General features: G+C 69.0%; 17 protein-coding genes. 9 read left to right on the forward strand and 8 right to left on the reverse strand.

The window, feature by feature from the left end; translation table 11 throughout:
* Positions 1–86: 86 nt before the first annotated feature.
* Positions 87–953 carry an AAA family ATPase gene (locus tag SYV04_RS21215; RefSeq protein ID WP_321547678.1) on the forward strand — a complete coding sequence of 289 codons (867 nt, stop codon included), beginning with the start codon at positions 87–89 and terminating at the stop codon, positions 951–953.
* Position 954: 1 nt separating this feature from the next.
* Here the strand turns inward: SYV04_RS21215 and SYV04_RS21220 are convergent, their stop codons facing one another.
* From SYV04_RS21220 to SYV04_RS21235, 4 genes are all read right to left on the reverse strand, one after another.
* Positions 955–2,649: a sensor histidine kinase gene (locus SYV04_RS21220; RefSeq protein ID WP_321547679.1), complete on the reverse strand. Its 1,695-nt coding sequence runs from the start codon at positions 2,647–2,649 to the stop codon at positions 955–957.
* 55 nt (positions 2,650–2,704) lie between these two features.
* A complete protein-coding gene (locus SYV04_RS21225; RefSeq protein WP_321547680.1) occupies positions 2,705–3,151 on the reverse strand; it encodes a CoA-binding protein in 447 nt (148 codons plus the stop codon).
* On the reverse strand, positions 3,148–4,002 hold the full coding sequence (locus SYV04_RS21230; protein WP_321547681.1) for a hypothetical protein: 855 nt from the start codon (positions 4,000–4,002) through the stop codon (positions 3,148–3,150). Before SYV04_RS21230 ends, SYV04_RS21225 begins: the two co-directional genes overlap by 4 nt.
* A gap of 104 nt (positions 4,003–4,106) precedes the next feature.
* Entirely contained in the window at positions 4,107–4,424 is a 318-nt protein-coding gene (locus SYV04_RS21235) for a DUF2795 domain-containing protein (RefSeq protein WP_321547682.1), read from the reverse strand.
* A gap of 176 nt (positions 4,425–4,600) precedes the next feature.
* On the opposite strand from SYV04_RS21235, the gene SYV04_RS21240 reads away from it, so the two are divergent.
* From SYV04_RS21240 to SYV04_RS21260, 5 genes are all read left to right on the forward strand, one after another.
* Positions 4,601–6,223, forward strand: a complete 1,623-nt coding sequence (locus SYV04_RS21240; protein ID WP_321547683.1) for a YiiX/YebB-like N1pC/P60 family cysteine hydrolase — start codon at positions 4,601–4,603, stop codon at positions 6,221–6,223.
* A gap of 29 nt (positions 6,224–6,252) precedes the next feature.
* Positions 6,253–6,531, forward strand: a complete 279-nt coding sequence (locus SYV04_RS21245) for a hypothetical protein (RefSeq protein WP_321547684.1) — start codon at positions 6,253–6,255, stop codon at positions 6,529–6,531.
* 53 nt (positions 6,532–6,584) lie between these two features.
* On the forward strand, positions 6,585–7,442 hold the full coding sequence (locus SYV04_RS21250) for a SirB1 family protein (protein WP_321547685.1): 858 nt from the start codon (positions 6,585–6,587) through the stop codon (positions 7,440–7,442).
* 16 nt (positions 7,443–7,458) lie between these two features.
* Complete coding sequence (locus tag SYV04_RS21255; RefSeq protein WP_321547686.1) at positions 7,459–8,016, forward strand: NUDIX hydrolase; 558 nt, start codon at positions 7,459–7,461, stop codon at positions 8,014–8,016.
* Between the two features lie 206 nt (positions 8,017–8,222).
* Positions 8,223–8,819 carry a DUF2378 family protein gene (locus SYV04_RS21260; protein WP_321547687.1) on the forward strand — a complete coding sequence of 199 codons (597 nt, stop codon included), beginning with the start codon at positions 8,223–8,225 and terminating at the stop codon, positions 8,817–8,819.
* Positions 8,820–8,841: 22 nt separating this feature from the next.
* On the opposite strand, the gene moaC is transcribed toward SYV04_RS21260, so the two are convergent.
* Genes moaC through trxB form a run of 3 tightly spaced genes read right to left on the reverse strand, consistent with a single transcriptional unit; the run spans position 8,842 to position 11,477 of the window.
* Positions 8,842–9,288 carry a cyclic pyranopterin monophosphate synthase MoaC gene (gene moaC / locus SYV04_RS21265; protein ID WP_321547688.1) on the reverse strand — a complete coding sequence of 149 codons (447 nt, stop codon included), beginning with the start codon at positions 9,286–9,288 and terminating at the stop codon, positions 8,842–8,844.
* Complete coding sequence (locus SYV04_RS21270; RefSeq protein WP_321547689.1) at positions 9,285–10,481, reverse strand: trans-sulfuration enzyme family protein; 1,197 nt, start codon at positions 10,479–10,481, stop codon at positions 9,285–9,287. Before SYV04_RS21270 ends, moaC begins: the two co-directional genes overlap by 4 nt.
* 33 nt (positions 10,482–10,514) lie before the next feature.
* Entirely contained in the window at positions 10,515–11,477 is a 963-nt protein-coding gene (trxB, locus tag SYV04_RS21275; RefSeq protein WP_321547690.1) for a thioredoxin-disulfide reductase, read from the reverse strand.
* Positions 11,478–11,549: 72 nt separating this feature from the next.
* Between trxB and SYV04_RS21280 the strand changes: the two genes are divergently transcribed.
* Both SYV04_RS21280 and SYV04_RS21285 read left to right on the forward strand, forming a co-directional pair.
* Positions 11,550–12,008 (forward strand): cyclic nucleotide-binding domain-containing protein, encoded by a 459-nt coding sequence (locus SYV04_RS21280; RefSeq protein WP_321547691.1) that lies wholly within the window; start codon positions 11,550–11,552, stop codon positions 12,006–12,008.
* 20 nt (positions 12,009–12,028) lie between these two features.
* The gene (locus SYV04_RS21285) at positions 12,029–12,835 is read left to right on the forward strand and encodes an alpha/beta hydrolase family protein (RefSeq protein WP_321547692.1); all 807 of its coding nucleotides are present in this window, start codon (positions 12,029–12,031) and stop codon (positions 12,833–12,835) included.
* Positions 12,836–12,850: 15 nt separating this feature from the next.
* Here the strand turns inward: SYV04_RS21285 and SYV04_RS21290 are convergent, their stop codons facing one another.
* Complete coding sequence (locus SYV04_RS21290; protein ID WP_321547693.1) at positions 12,851–13,948, reverse strand: MarR family winged helix-turn-helix transcriptional regulator; 1,098 nt, start codon at positions 13,946–13,948, stop codon at positions 12,851–12,853.
* A 125-nt stretch (positions 13,949–14,073) separates the two neighbouring features.
* On the opposite strand from SYV04_RS21290, the gene SYV04_RS21295 reads away from it, so the two are divergent.
* Positions 14,074–14,781, forward strand: coding sequence for a hypothetical protein (locus SYV04_RS21295; protein ID WP_321547694.1), 708 nt, complete (start codon positions 14,074–14,076; stop codon positions 14,779–14,781).
* Positions 14,782–14,784: the final 3 nt, after the last annotated feature.

Consider the following 14,784-nt stretch of genomic DNA (forward strand, 5'->3'; position numbering starts at 1 on the left):
ATTCCAGCGAAGTGTAAAAAGCCAGTCGAGATGGAAATGTATTTCCTGGAAAGCCAGAACATCGCACCAAGACGGGAAGGGCAGTCGTGATCCGGTCGGTCCGCTTCGAGAACTTCCGCTGCCTGAGGGAGGTGGAGCTGTCGTTCACCCCGCTCACGGTGCTGGTGGGCCCCAGCGGCTCGGGGAAGACGTCCGTGCTCGAGGGCATGCACTACCGGCTGGCGTGTGAGACGTCCGACTACTGGCGCATGGATGCATCGCAGCAAGTGCTGCTGCAGTGGACGTTCACGGACGGCAACCAGGTGCGCCGGGTGTTCCCGCTGGCGGAGCTCGACTCGTTGTCGGTGCATGGGCACGCGGTGCAGGGCATCTCGCTGGAGCCCAGTGTGCTGCGCACCGACAGCCCGCTGGGGCGCGTCACGGCGCTGAGCCCCACGGGGGACAACCTCGCCGCCGTGTTCTCCTCGCTGGCGCCCGCGCAGCGCGAGGCCGTGGTGACTCAGCTCTGCCGCCTGGTGCCCTCCATTGGAGATGTCTCCGTCCGGCAGTCGGGCCCACGCACCCAGCAACTGCGCTTCCGAGACCGCTGGCAGTCCGACATCTGGTTCACCCCGTGGCAGGTGGCCGACAGCGTGCTGCTGTTGATGGCGCTGCTGGTGTTGCCGCACCAGCTCCCGCTGCCGGACGTGCTCACCCTGGACGAGCCCGAGCGGGGGCTGCCCTCGCGCGTGCTGGGCGAGGTGGTGGGGATGCTGCGGCGGCTGTCCATCGGGGCGCCCGGGGTGCCGCCGGTGCAGGTCATCCTCGCCACGCACTCGTTCGATCTGCTCGAGCACATCCAGCCCGACGAGGTCCGGCTGCTGTCGCGCTCGCCCGAGGATGGCGCCGTGCGCGTGGGCACCTCGCTCCAGGACTCGCAGGACTGGCGCGGCCGCTCCAGCGAGCCCTCCTGAGTCACCCGCGGGCCTGTCGCTCCGCCTTCACGGCCGGCAGGCTCACCCGGAACGTGGTGCCCTGGTCGAGCTGGCTCTCCACGGTGATGGTGCCGCCCAGCGCGGTGATGATGTTGTGGCACAGCGAGAGCCCCAGCCCCGTGCCCTGCCCCGAGGGCTTGGTGGTGAAGAACGGATCAAAGATGCGCTCCAGGTTCTCGGCGGGGATGCCGCACCCGGTGTCTCGCACCTCGACGATGATGCGCTCGGAGCTCTCCTGGCGCGCCACCACGCGGATCTCGTTCTGCTCCACCTTCCCCTCGGGGATGGCGTGCGCCGCGTTGATGAGCAGGTTGAGGAACACCTGCCCCAACCGCGCCGCGTTGCCCCGCACCAGCGCCACGCTCTCGAAGTCCTCCACCAGCCGCGCGCGGCGGCGAATCTCATGGGCGGCGATCTTCGCCGCGCTGCGCACCACCGCCACCAGGTCCGCCGTGCCGTTGCTCGCATCGTCCGGCCGCGACAGCGTTTTCAAATCCTGGACGATGAGGCGCACCCGCTCAGCGCCCTCCCGCGCCTCCTCCACCGCCTGGAGCAACTCCTTGCGCTCCTCGTCGGAGGGGGGCGCGTCCGTGCGCGCCAGCTCGGTGCGCAGGTAGTTGATGTTGGTGATGACGTAGACGAGCGGGTTGTTGATTTCATGGCCCACGCCCGCCGCGAGCCGGCCCATGGCGGCCAGCCGGTCGGTGAACATCAGCTGCGCCTGCATGGCCTGGAGCTGCCGCAGGCTGTTGGCCAGCTGGGCGTTGCTGCTCTCCAGCTCCGCGGTGCGCGTGCGCACCATCTGCTCCAGCAGGGTGTTGTAGCGGCGGATGTCGCTGGCGGCGACCTCCGCGTGGTGGCGCAGCTCGCGCTCGGCCGCCTCCGCCTCCGCCTTCATCACCTGCTCGCGCTGCTGCAGGGTGCCACGCAGCTCCTGCGTCATCCGGTTGAAGGCCTGTGCCAGGGCGCCCAGCTCGTCCTTGCGTCCCACCGGCAGCTCCACCGTGAAGTCGCCCTGGCCGATGCGCTCGGCCCCCGCCCGAAGCTTGCGCAGCTCGCGGTGCAGCGGCACCAGGATGAGCACCGTCAGCAGGCCCAGCAGCACGCTGGCGCCCAGGGGAATGATCCTCCCCAGCCGCTGGGAGCGCTCCAGGCTGGTGTTCATCAACACCTGCAGCCGCCGCATCTTCTCGTCCTGGGTGCCCTTGGCCTTCGCGAGCTGGGGATACACCTGACGCTCGTACATGGCGAGCAGCGACCACCACGCCTCGGGCGCGGGCCCCTGCCCGTCCAGCGGACGGACCACCTCCTCCACCTGCCGGGCCCACTGCAGCCGGGCCTGCGCCAGGGTCTCGAGCTGCAGGAGCTCGTCCGGGCTGGACTTCACGTCCACCCAGAGCTGCTCGTCCAGCACGCCCTGCCTCAGCTGCTCGAAGTCCGCGCGGATGATCTGCTCATGCTCTTGCAGCAACTGCCGCGTGTCCTGCTTCGCCCGGCGCGCCACCAGCAGGCGCTCCAGGTAGCTCCACGAGCTATGGGACATCTCGGCATAGAGGCTGAGCCGCTGGCCCGTGGCGCGCAGGCGCTGGCGAAGGGTCTGCGCCTCCGAGGAGCTCTGGTAGAGCGCCGCCCCGATGGCGACCACGAGGCCCAGGGCCACTCCGGCGAACAGCAAGACCCTGGTTCGAATCGTCATACGAGAAAGGGGGATGAGACGGACGGCGCGCCCGTCACTCCACCATAGCGTAGCGGGCGTAATCGATCTTCAAGCACCGGCTCTGCACCACCTGGATTCCCGCCCTCGCCAGCTTCTCCGCTGCCGCGTCGTTGCGGATGCCCGACTGGAACCACACCACCTTGGGCTTCTTGGCGATCATGTCCTCCACGTACTGCTCGATGACCTGGGGTCGGAGGAACACGTCCACCACGTCGAGGGCCCCGGGCACGTCCACCAGCCGGCGGAACACGGGCTTGCCCAGGATGTGCGTCACGTCCGGGTAGTAGATGGGCACCGGCACCACCTCCACGCCCGCCTGAGCCAGGTACTCCGGCACGAAGAAGGCCGGCTGCTCCGACTGCGCCTCCGTCTTGATGCCCAGCACCGCCACGCGCCGGGCGCTCTTCACCACCCGCTTGATGCCCGCCTCGTCCTCGATGAGGTTGTCCCGGAAGTTCATCGCGCCTCCTCCAGCATCTCCAACCGTGTCTGTGTCGCCAGCGTCCACGTCGCCTCCCCCACCTTCGCGCGCACCGTGAGGCTGCGGCGCACCGGCACGAAGTAGCCGCGCGCCACCACCTGCTCCCCCTCGCACGTCACTCCCGGTGTCAGCGCCGGCCCGCCCGCCGCCTCCAGGGCCTCGCGCAGCTCCGGTGGGGCGTTGTCCGGCAGCGCGTCCAGGCAGCGCAGGCTCATCACCAGCGCATCCCCCTGGTCCGTCAGCTCCGTGCCCGTCACGGTGCGCTGCAGCACGTACACCACCTCGCCCTCTCCCACGGGGAAGCTGTCCACGCCCCAGGTGTGCTGTCCCACGGTGAGGTTGCGCTGCAAGAGTCCGCCGTAGCGCGCCGCCCAGTCGCGGCGGGCCCGCGCCTCGAGGGAGTCCGGGGAGAAGAAGGCCTCCAGCGCCCCCGTCGGCTGGCCCGCGGGCACCACCTGGCGCAGCGCCTTGAGCCCCTCGTCGGGATTCACCACCTTCACGAAGGCGCCATCGGCCGCCAGTCGCACGCGCAGTGGAAAGCGGGAGAGCACATCGTCCACCACCGTCTCCACGGGCGTGCCTCCGCGCGTCATGCGCGAGCGGGCCACGGATTGGACGAGCTGCCAGCCATTCTCGGCCGGAGTGAAGCGCGTGACGGTGGTCATCTCCGCCTCCTCGGACTGGCGCGAGCCGCCGCTCTCCAGCGTGCGGGTGCTCAGGGTCCGCTCCGTCATGGCGCGGTCCACGGGAGGCCGGAACTCCAGCCGCACCGGGAGCGGCGCCCCGGCTTCGGGCACCAGCGAGGTGGCGGGCTTGGTGCAGGCGGCCATCAGCAGGGCACAACACAGCCAGGGCAGTCTTCGGTGGAGGCGCATAGGCCCGCGAACGCTGGCAGAAAGCGCCAGCGCCCGCGAGTGTCTTCCACCGGCCCCGTTCACGGGTGGCGCGTATGCCCCGGCGGAGCGTTCTCCACCATGTCCCGGCCAATGTTGCGCCGGTCCCGCACCGCCCCGTCATCGTCCCGCAGCCCGCCGCTGGCGAAGCGCCGCGCGGCCTCGGCCAGGTCGCGCATCACCTCTTCCTTCGACTCGTACTTCGTGCGCGGCAAGGACTTGAAGACGTTGATGAGGTCGGTCGGAGCGCCGTTGTCCGCGGCCGCCTTCACGAGCTGCTCGCGCCACACCGGATAGTCCACCGAGTCCAGGTGCGTGGGGATTGACAGCGCCGGGTCTTCCGCCTGTCCGTAAGCCATCGTGTCTCTGCCTTTCTGCCCGGATCCAGATCCGGGCCCTTTCCCTGAACGTGGGGACGATGGAAGCGCCAGACCACCCAGCGCGGCGCGGCCCACATCGCCCACCGGTCGGGCAGGCAACCGTGCCAGCCCGACTCTGGTGTAGATTGGCGCCGCCTCTGCTCACGGGACATTTGATGCTCGTCACCTCCCTGCTGCTCACCCAGCTCGCGCTCGCTGGCTCCCCTGCCTCCCAGGCAGCCTCTGCCACCCCCACTGCTCCCGCCCCCGCCGTGGCGGCGCCCGCTCCCGCTCCCGAGGGCATCTATCAGTGGGAGGACGCGGAGTTCGTGGCCCAGGCCCAGCGGGACCTCGAGCAGTTGCAGCGCTACGCCACCGGGCTGCGCGGGCTGCAGGAGCAGATCCGCAAGAACCTCGCGCTCTACAACCAGAAGCAGGACATCCCCTACACGCCGGAGCAGAAGCAGGCCCTGCTCTCCACGTGGGCGGCCTTCTTCGACTACTTCGCCTCCACGGAGGTGATTCGCCAGCGCTACTGGGACTTCGTGAAGGTGCCCGCGCTCACCCAGCCCACCAAGCACGGCTGGGGCTTCCTGCTCACCCACGGGGCGCTCACCACCATCCTGGCGCACGGGCTCACCTACGCGGAGCTCACCAACGGCCGCAAGCAGCTCGAGGTGCTCCTGGATGAGCCCTCGCCTGACTACGGCATTCCGGAGCGCGCCTTCGCCCAGTTCAAGGAGAAGGTCATCCATGTCTCCACCGCCACCCAGCTCTTCACCGGGGACGGCTACCGCGAGCCGCTGCAGCCGGTGCTGTCCAAGGTGGGGGCGCTCAAGTTCCGCCTCACCCCGTGGGTGCTCGAGGAGATGAAGGCCAACTCCAAGGTGGCCCGGGGCAAGCTGCTCAAGCGCGGCCCCTCCTTCTTCACCATGGCGGCCAAGGACATCGTCCAGGACAACACCCTGCGCGCCATCTTCCCGGTGCAGAAGTCGGTGGCCGAGTGGATGGGCGACACCCGCGTCAAGCGCATCGGCAAGCCGCTCATCTCCCGCGAGCAGGTGATGAAGGTGCTGGAGAAGATGGAGCCGGGCGACATCATGGTGGCCCGGCAGAACTGGTACCTCTCCAACATCGGCCTGCCGGGCTTCTGGCCCCACGCCGAGCTGTACGTGGGCACCGCGGACACGCTGGACGGCTACTTCGAGGGAGACGCGGAGGTGAAGGCGTGGCTCTCCACCCTGCCCGGCCAGCCGAAGACGCTGGGCGAGTACCTGGGCCGCCTCTTCCCCGCCAAGTGGGCCCAGTACCGGGGCACGGATGAGCACGGGGACGCCATCCGCATCATCGAGTCCATCAGCGAGGGCGTGTCCTTCACCGGCCCCGAGCACGGCATGCGCGTGGACTACCTGGGCGTCATGCGGCCCCGCCTCTCCAAGAAGGAGAAGGCCCAGGCCATCGTCCGCGCCTTCACCTACCAGGGCCGTCCCTACGACTTCAATTTCGACTTCTTCTCGGACTCCACGCTGGTGTGTACCGAGCTCGTCTACAAGTCCTACGCCCCCTCCAAGGAAATGAAGGGCGTGCGCGTGGAGCTGGTGGACGTGGCCGGCCGGCGCACCCTGCCCGCCAACGAGCTCGTCAAGCTGTTCGACCAGGAGTACGACACGCCGAACCGGCAGCTGGACTTCGTGGCCTTCCTGGACGGGCGCGAGGACAAGGCGGGCGCTATTGAAGAGGACGTGCTTACCTTCCGCCAGACGTACCGGCGCATGAAGTGGGACATCGCCCAGAAGTAGCCGCCCTCGCAGGTGAAGGCCGCGCAGCCATGACGGAAGAGACAGCCCAAGAGATGCTGGAGCTTGCCAGCCAGCTCTACGAGCGGATGATCGCCCAGCAACAGGCGAAGGTGATGCGCCTGGCCCGCGAGGCGGTGCCCAACATCGGCCCGGAAGACCTCCGCAACGCGCACGACTTTCCAGAACTCAAGGCACACCCCACCTTCGAATACGAAGATGGAATCCTGGCGGGACTCATCTCCGCCCAAATCGCTCTCCGGGCCGAAATCAAGGGGCGTCTACCCCTCAGGCCCCCTACAGCACCCTGACGAACGGCCGCCTGCCTTTGCCGTTCGGCCTCGGGTGGGTTAGTCCTTGCCCCGTGAACTTCCCCTCCGGATTCGGCTCTCCGCTCGCTCGGGAGCGTCTGGTGTCAGCCCTGGCCGCGGATCCACCTCGCCTGGACCTGGCGGCGCTGGCCATCGCCACGTTGGCCAACCCCTCGCTGGATGCCCCCGCGTGTCTGCACACGCTGGACGCGCTGGCGGCACGGGTTCAAGTGGAGGTGGAGCGCCACCTCGACGAGCAGGGTGAGTTCCTGGCGCGGCTGCGCGCGCTGCGCCACGTGCTCGCGGACGTCGAAGGCTTCCGCGGCAACGAGCGCGACTACTACTCGGCCGAGAACAGCTTCCTGGACCACGTGCTGGAGCACAAGGTGGGCCTGCCCATCTCGCTCTCCGTGGTGTACCTGGAGGTGGCCCGGCGCGCGGGCATTCCGCTCTATGGCGTGGCCTTCCCCGGCCACTTCCTGGTGGCGTGCAACGCGGGTGACCACAAGCTGGTCATCGACCCGTTCCACAACGGTGACATCCTCACCGAGCACGGCTGCGAGGAACTGCTCAAGCGCGTGGCGCCGCAGCTGCGCTTCGATGCCTCCAAGCTGTCGCCGGCGCCCGTGGAGCTCATCACCTACCGCATGCTGTCCAACCTCAAGCGCATCTACCTGGAGAAGGATGACGCGGAGCGTGGGCTGACGGTGGTGGACCTGCTCTTGCTGCTGGCTCCGGACCACCCAGGCGAGCTGCGCACGCGGGCGGTGCTGCTGATGAAGGTGGGGGCGTTCCGGACCGCGCTCAAGGACGTGGAGCGCTGCCTGGAGCTGTCGCCCGAGGCGCCGGACCGCGAGCGGCTGGAGCTGATGGTCAAGGAGCTGCGCGAGCGGCAGGCCAACCTCAACTGAAGTCCCTGGAGCCCGTGTGTCCCAGTCCCCCCGTCCCTGGACGCGCCTGCGCCGGGGCCTCGAGCACGACTACTTCATCCTCAAGGTCCGCGAGGACATCTACGCCGACCCGCGCACCGGGCACGAGCACCCGCGCGTGTACCTCGACACCCCGGAGTGGGTGAACGTCATCGCCGTCACGCCGGACCAGCAGCTCATCCTCATCCGGCAGTACCGCTTCGGCATCCAGGCCTCCACGCTGGAGATCCCCGGTGGGCTGGTGGATCACGGCGAGGATCCCGCCCTCGCCGCGGCGCGCGAGCTGGAGGAGGAGACGGGCTACGTGCCGGGCCGGGTGGTGCCGCTGGGCGCCGTTCACCCCAACCCCGCGCTCCAGGGCAACAAGTGCCACAGCTTCCTGGCGCTCGACTGTGTGAAGCACCACGCCGGGGCTCAGGACGAGGGCGAGGACATCGCCGTGGAGCTGCACCCCCGCGCCGAGGTGCCTCGCCTCATCCTGGAGGGCCACATCACCCACTCGCTCGTGGTGGTGGCCTTCTTCCTCGAGCAACTGCGCGCCGAGGGCCAGCGCTAGCGCCCGGCGTCGGTGGCGACCAGGTAGGCAGGCACCCTACCGGCCACTACCCACAGAGCCCTCCAGGAGGAGGAATTCGCTGTCCTGAGGTGGACGCGCCCCTCCGCATTGTCCAGAAGGCACCAGGGCCCGATGGGCTGGGGGGTCGGCAGCCAGGAGGGTCGTTCCTATCCTGACTCACCAGACTTTTACAGGAACGGTGTCACATGGCGCGGCTCACAGAGCCCCAGCTCGTGGGGAACAGACCCTCGGGCGCCCTCCAGCGACCGGTCGTCTTCGAGCACACGGTCGAGGGGCTCTTCCACATCGCGCTGAAGGACCGGCTGTCCCGGATGGCGGTGGCGAGCCTGAAGCGGGAGGGGTTGGATCTGTCGCAGAAGCTGCTGCCGGCCTACCCGGTCGAGATCTGGCGGCGGTGCCTGGCCATCGCGGTAGCGGACCTGTACCCGGTCGTGTCGCGGGCGGAGGGCTACCGGCGCCTGGGGCATGACGTCGTCGAGGGCATGGTGCGCACGGTGTTGGGGCGTGCGGTGGTGGGCGTAGCCCGGCTGCTGGGTCCGCTGCGCGCGCTGCGCCGGCTGGACCACAACCTCCACAGCGCGGACAACTACGTGCGGGCGAAGCTCGTCGAGCTGACGCCCACCTGGTGCGAGGTGTCGATCAACGAGGTGCTCGAGCAGCCCACCTACTACCAGGGCATCCTCGAGGCATGCCTGAAGATCGCCGGAGCCCAGGAGATCCGCGTGGAGCTGATCTCCCGCGAGGGAAGCGGCGCCACCTACCGCGTGCAGTGGGCGGAGTAGCGCGCCCTGCTCGCGATGCGACTCATCGCTTCTTGGATCCGCGATTCCAGGTCCCCGAGCGGCCGCCGGACTTGTGCTCGAGCTGCACCTGCTCGATGACCATGCCCCGGTCCACGCTCTTGCACATGTCGTAGACGGTGAGGGCCGCCGCGCACGCCGCGGTGAGGGCCTCCATCTCCACGCCCGTGCGGTCCACGGTGCGCACCTCGACGCGCACCTCCAGCCCCGCATCGAAGGGCTCCAGCGTCACCTCCACGCCGGACAGGGCGATGGGGTGGCACAGCGGCACCACGTCCGGGGTGCGCTTGGCGGCCATGATGCCTGCGAGCCGCGCCGCGGCCAGCACGTCGCCCTTCTCCACCTTGCCCTGCTGGATCCGCTTCAGCGTGGCGGGGAGCATCCGCAGGCGCGAAGTGGCCACGGCCTTGCGCTCCGTCTTCCGCTTGCCACCCACATCCACCATCTTCACCGCTTCACCCCCTGCGCCACGGCCGCGAGCAGATCCTCGACGATGTCCTCCGGGTCCTCGAGCCCCACCGACACGCGGATGAGGCTCTCGCCGATACCCGCCGCCGCGCGCTCCTCGGGCGTCATCCGGCGGGCGCTGGCGCTGGCCGCGTGCATGACCAGCGTACACACATCGCCCAGCGAGGGCCCTGGCCGCGCCAGCTTGAGCGCCTCCAGGAAGCGGTAGCCCTCCGGCCGACCGGCGCCCTTGATGTCGAAGGCCACCATGGGGCCGAAGCCGCCCTCCAACACCTCCCGAGCCACGGCGTGGTGCGGATGCGAGGACAGGCCCGGGTAGTAGACGCGTTCGAGCAACGGAGACTCGGCGAGGCGCCGAGCCACATGAGCCGCGTGCTCGTTATGCGCCTTCATGCGCACCGGCAGCGTACGCAGGCCGCGCTGGGTGAGCCACGCCTCGAAGGGCCCCAGCACGTCTCCGGCCAACAGGCGCATGGAGCGCAGGGGCGCCAGGCGCTCACGCGAGCCACTCACCGTGCCGGCCAGCGCATCGCTGTGCCCGTTGAGCCACTTGGTCGCCGACTGGATGGCGTAGTCGGCCCCGAGGGAGAGCGCGCGCTGCCCGTACGGCGAGGGGAAGGTGCCATCCACCGCGAGCGCGGCGCCCACCTGCCGGCAGGCCTTGGCCAGGACGCGCAAGTCCGGCACGGAGAGCAGCGGGTTGGTGATGCTCTCGGCGAGCACGAACTTCGGCGCCAGCGCGACCAGCCGCTCGGGTGCCTGGGAATCGGAGAGCACCAGCGGGTGCAGCTCCACGCCCGCGCGAGCGCAGAGCGTCTTGAAGAGCAGACGGGTGACGCCGTAGCCGTCGCCGGGCATCACCACCCGGTCCCCGGGCTTGAGGTTCTGCGCGTCGAAGACGGCCCGGAGCGCGGCCATGCCGCTGGCGTAGGAGACGCAGGCCTCGGCCCCCTCCAGCGCCGCCACCGACTCCTCCAGGAGCGACGTGTTCTGGGCGCTGATGCGCGAGTAGACGTAGTCCTTGCCGTCCAGCGCTCCGTCCAGCTCGTCGCTGCTGTCGAACCAGCCCACCGTGGACATATGGATGGCGGGCACCAGCGGCTGGGAGGTGCTGCCCACCAGCCGGCTCCCCGCGTGTACCGCCACCGTCTTCTGACTCAACCGCTTCGCGCTCATGTCCCGTCGTCTCGTGTGTGGAGCCGTACCGAGCTACTTGCCCTGCTCGATGAGCCAGCGCTCCGCCTCGATGGCGGCCATGCAGCCCGTGCCCGCCGCGGTGATGGCCTGGCGGTAGTAGCTGTCCTGCACGTCACCGCAGGCGTACACGCCCTCGATGTTGGTGCGGGTGGAGCCGGGCTCCGTCTTCAGGTAGCCGTTCTGGTGTGTCTCCAGCACGCCCTCGAACAGGTGCGTGGTAGGCGTGTGGCCGATGGCGACGAAGAGGCCCGTGGCGTTGAGCAGCTGGGTGTCGTTCGTCTTCACGTTGCGCACCACCGCGCCCGTCATCCCCTTCTCGTTGCCCACCACCTCGTCCACCACGGTGTTCCACATGACGGAGATCTTCGGGTTCTTCAGCACGCGCTCCTGCATGATCTTCGAGGCGCGCAGGGTGTCGCGGCGGTGCAGCAGGGTGACGTGGTTGACGATCTTCGCCAGGTAGGTGGCCTCCTCCATGGCGGTGTCGCCGCCGCCCACCACCAGCACGTCCTGGCGCTTGAAGAACGCGCCGTCACAGGTGGCGCAGGCGGACACGCCGCGGTTCTTGTAGAGGTCCTCGCCCTTGACGCTCAGCCACTTGGCGCTGGCGCCCGTGGAGATGATGACCGTCTCGGAGCGGTAGCTCACGCTCTCGCCCTGGATGAGGAAGGGGCGCGAGGAGAAGTCTACCTTGACGACGTTCTCCATGTGGATGCGGGTGCCGAAGCGCTCGGCCTGCTTCTGGAAGCGCTCCATCAGCTCCGGGCCGGTGATGCCCTCGGGGAAGCCCGGGTAGTTCTCCACGTCCGTGGTGATCATCAGCTGGCCGCCGGGCACGCGCTGGGGATCCTCCAACGTGGGACCGCCAGCGAACACCACCGGCTCCAGGTTGGCACGCGCGGCATAGATGGCCGCGGTGTAGCCCGCGGGGCCCGAGCCGATGATGGTGACCTTGTTGATCTTCTCGTCCGCCACGACGGTTGCTCCTTCAGAAGGGGGTGCGGAAAGTACCAGAGCGCCTCGGGCGCATGGTACGAAGGTGTCTGTATGGATGCTTCCTTCCTGAAAAAGGTTGCGCTCTTCGAGGGGTTGACTCAGGGCCAGCTGGCCAAGGTGGCCTCCATCGCCCAGCCCCGGAAGTTCGACGGGAGCGCCTTCCTCTTCCGGGAGGGGGATGTGGGTCAGGAGATGTACGTCATCGTCGAGGGACGGGTACGCATCTCCAAGAACGTGCCGGGCATTGGTGAAGAGGCGCTCGCCATCCTGGAAAAGGGCCAGTATTTCGGGGAGATGGCGGTTATCGACGACAGCCCGCGCTCCGCGGACGCCATCGCCCACACGCCCTGTACGGTGTGGGTCATCGAGCGGGCCAAGCTCGACCAGCTGATGTTCACGGACAAGGACCTGGCGTACGTGCTGCTCTGGACGTTCGTCCGCACGCTCTCCGAGCGACTTCGGGAGACGAGCGAGAAGATCAAGGGCTTCTTCGCCATCTCGCGCTTCTAGCCCGAGGCGTGGAGGTACACATGGATCCACTCTGGATGCTCGAGACGCCCGCGCCGGCCGCTGACGCTCGCATCCCCTACGGACAGGAAGCCCACCAGTTCGGGGACCTTCGCTTGCCCTCGGGGCCGGGGCCGCACCCGGTCGTCGTCATGGTGCATGGGGGCTTCTGGCGCGCGAAGTATGACCTGGAGCACGTGGGCCACCTGTGCGCGGACCTCACGCGGCGCGGGTACGCCACGTGGAGCCTCGAGTACCGGCGCGTCGGCCACGAAGGCGGCGGGTGGCCGGGAACGTTCGAGGACGTGGGCCGGGGCACGGACTTCCTGCGCACGCTGGCCCGCTCCCAGCCGCTGGACCTGTCGCGGGTGGTGCTCATGGGGCACTCGGCCGGGGGACACCTGGCCCTCTGGCTCGCGGCGCGAAGCCGCCTCCGTCCCGGCGAGCCGCTCCACGGCGCGGAGCCGTTCATGCCTCGCGGCGTGGTGGCGCTCGCGGGCGTGGTGGACCTCGAGCGCGCCCACGCCCTGCGGCTGAGCAACAACATCGTGGAGGAGTTCCTCGGCGGCACGCCCGCCCAGGTTCCGGAGCGCTACCGTCTGGGCTCCCCCTCCGCGCTCGCGCCCATCGGCGTGCGACAGGTCCTCATCCACGGGACCGAAGACGACACGGTCCCCGTGTCGATCAGCGCCGACTACCACGCCCGCGCGACGAAGCTCGGAGACGATGTCCGGCTCATCCCGCTCCCGGGTGCGGGGCACTTCGAGGTCATCAATCCCCTCTCCCGGGAGTGGCCTCAAGTGGTCGAGGCCATCACCTCGCTGATGTGAGTCCGTGAGTCCCGCTCAGCGGTCCTCGACGGTCAGGTTGCTGGCGCCGCCGGAGATCTCGATATCGAACCGGTCCGCGGCGCTCTTGTAATCGGGGGTCTCCAGGCTCATCTGCCCACCCACGGCGCCCAGACGTTGCGCCAGGAACGCCAGCTTGCTCACGCCCCCCTTCACCTGGAGCCGGGCGGCCACGCCCGTGGGTAGAGCGAGGGTGAGCTGGCTGGCCCCGCCGACGACGCGGATGGGGACGACGCCCGAGGGCCGAGGGAGTGTCACGACGCCGTCGCTGGCACCGCCCGTCAGCTCGATCGACTCCAGCCGCAGCGCGCTCAGGTCCGCGTTCAGCTTCGACACACCGCCCTTCAGCTCGATCTGCCAGGGGATGGAGCCATTGAGGGCGACATCCGCCTTGAGCTTGCGCCAGTCGAGGAGCGAGAAGCGCGGGTACTGGATTTGTACGGAGCCCCCCTCCTCCCGCACGGTCGGTGAGCGCCCCTCGAAACGCGCGACATAGAGCTGCGCCATCCCCGCATCCGCCCGAAGGGTGAGGTGCGAAACTCCGGACGTGAACCGGAGCCGCGCGCTCTCCAGCGAGCCCAGCGGGGCCGAGAACTCCCCGGGAGCATCCGCCGCCCGAGCGCCCTTCTCCGCGCGCAGGCTCGCCGTCTCCCCGTGCAGCAGCGTCGCGCCTCGAGTGAGGAAGTCCAGCAGGAGGCCCAGCTGCTCCTCGGAGTAGCCGGCACACAGCTCGGCCATGGCCCGTCCGGAGGCGCCCAGCAGCGCCTCGAAGTCACTGCCCCGCTCGGGCACGGCCTCGATGATGACGTGCCGTCGATCCTTGGGGTCCCTCACGCGCCGGGCGAAGCCGGCCTTCTCCAGCCGATCGATGAGCCCGGTGACGGCCCCCGAGGTGAGCCCCGTGAGCTCCGCGAGCTGGCCCGCGGTCACCGCCCCGGTGCGCTCCAGGATGCTCAGGCACTTGAAGTCCGTGAGGTTGATACCCAACCGGTCGGCGAGGGCCTGGCTGAACAGCACGTCCTGGTCGCTGAAGTTCCTCAGCTCCCGCCCCAAGCCCTCCATCAACTCCGCACGCTTTCCACGTCCGCTTGACACGGCACACGACTCCTCTTAGCTTGGATATATCTTAGTGACTAAGATATCTCGCCACGAAGAAATCAGACCCCTCAGTAAAGAGACTACACCGAACCACCCGTTGAAGGAACCCACAGGAGCCCGCCATGAACGAGTCTGCCCCCGGAAACCCGATGCCCCACACCCCCGCGACGCCCGAGGCGTGGGCGTTCCTCGAGAGCGGCGAGCAGAAGCGCACCTTCTCCGCGCCCCTCGGAGAGACGAGCCAGGGCCGGCTGGCGTTCCTGGGCGGGGCCTCGCGCGTCACGCTGAGGGTCGAGCCCTCGATGCCGGAGCTGTTCCGCGCCCGCTTCGAGGGGCCGGTGCCCGAGGTCCGGGTGCAGGGCGGCAGCGTCTCGGTCCGCTACCAGCTCTCCTTCTCGGACTGGCTCCAGTGCGTCCTGGACCGGGGTGGGCAGGACGTGGAGCTCACCTTGAACGGCGCCATTCCCTGGCAGCTGGACTTCCACGGGGGCGTCTCGGAGGTGTCGGGGGACTTGAGCCGGCTGCGGCTCAGTGGACTGGAGGTGGCGGGAGGGGCGAGCAAGCTCCAGCTGCGGCTGCCTCGGCCCACGAACGTGGTCCCCATCCACATCCACGGGGGCGCCAGCCAGGTGCGGCTCTACCGTCCGCTGGGCACCGGTGCTCGGGTGGAGATTGCCGGGGGCGTGAGCCATCTGGCCTTCGATGAGCAGCGCCTGGGCGCCATCGGTGGGTATACGCGGCTGGAGACGCCGGGCCTCGAGGACCGGCTGTCCCGGTATGAGATCATCGTCGACGGTGGGGCCAGCCACCTCACCGTCGATGCCCGATGAACC

Source organism: Hyalangium ruber (assembly GCF_034259325.1).
Taxonomy (GTDB): Bacteria; Myxococcota; Myxococcia; order Myxococcales; family Myxococcaceae; genus Hyalangium_A; species Hyalangium_A rubrum.

Coding starts and splice junctions, on each gene's coding strand:
- SYV04_RS21225 (WP_321547680.1), bottom strand. CDS start 3,151: ATGAACTTCCGGGACAACCTCATCGAGGACGAGGCGGGCATCAAGCGG.
- SYV04_RS21230 (WP_321547681.1), bottom strand. CDS start 4,002: ATGGCCGCCTGCACCAAGCCCGCCACCTCGCTGGTGCCCGAAGCCGGG.
- SYV04_RS21235 (WP_321547682.1), bottom strand. CDS start 4,424: ATGGCTTACGGACAGGCGGAAGACCCGGCGCTGTCAATCCCCACGCAC.
- SYV04_RS21240 (WP_321547683.1), top strand. CDS start 4,601: ATGCTCGTCACCTCCCTGCTGCTCACCCAGCTCGCGCTCGCTGGCTCC.
- SYV04_RS21245 (WP_321547684.1), top strand. CDS start 6,253: ATGACGGAAGAGACAGCCCAAGAGATGCTGGAGCTTGCCAGCCAGCTC.
- SYV04_RS21260 (WP_321547687.1), top strand. CDS start 8,223: ATGGCGCGGCTCACAGAGCCCCAGCTCGTGGGGAACAGACCCTCGGGC.
- SYV04_RS21270 (WP_321547689.1), bottom strand. CDS start 10,481: ATGAGCGCGAAGCGGTTGAGTCAGAAGACGGTGGCGGTACACGCGGGG.
- SYV04_RS21280 (WP_321547691.1), top strand. CDS start 11,550: ATGGATGCTTCCTTCCTGAAAAAGGTTGCGCTCTTCGAGGGGTTGACT.
- SYV04_RS21285 (WP_321547692.1), top strand. CDS start 12,029: ATGGATCCACTCTGGATGCTCGAGACGCCCGCGCCGGCCGCTGACGCT.
- SYV04_RS21295 (WP_321547694.1), top strand. CDS start 14,074: ATGAACGAGTCTGCCCCCGGAAACCCGATGCCCCACACCCCCGCGACG.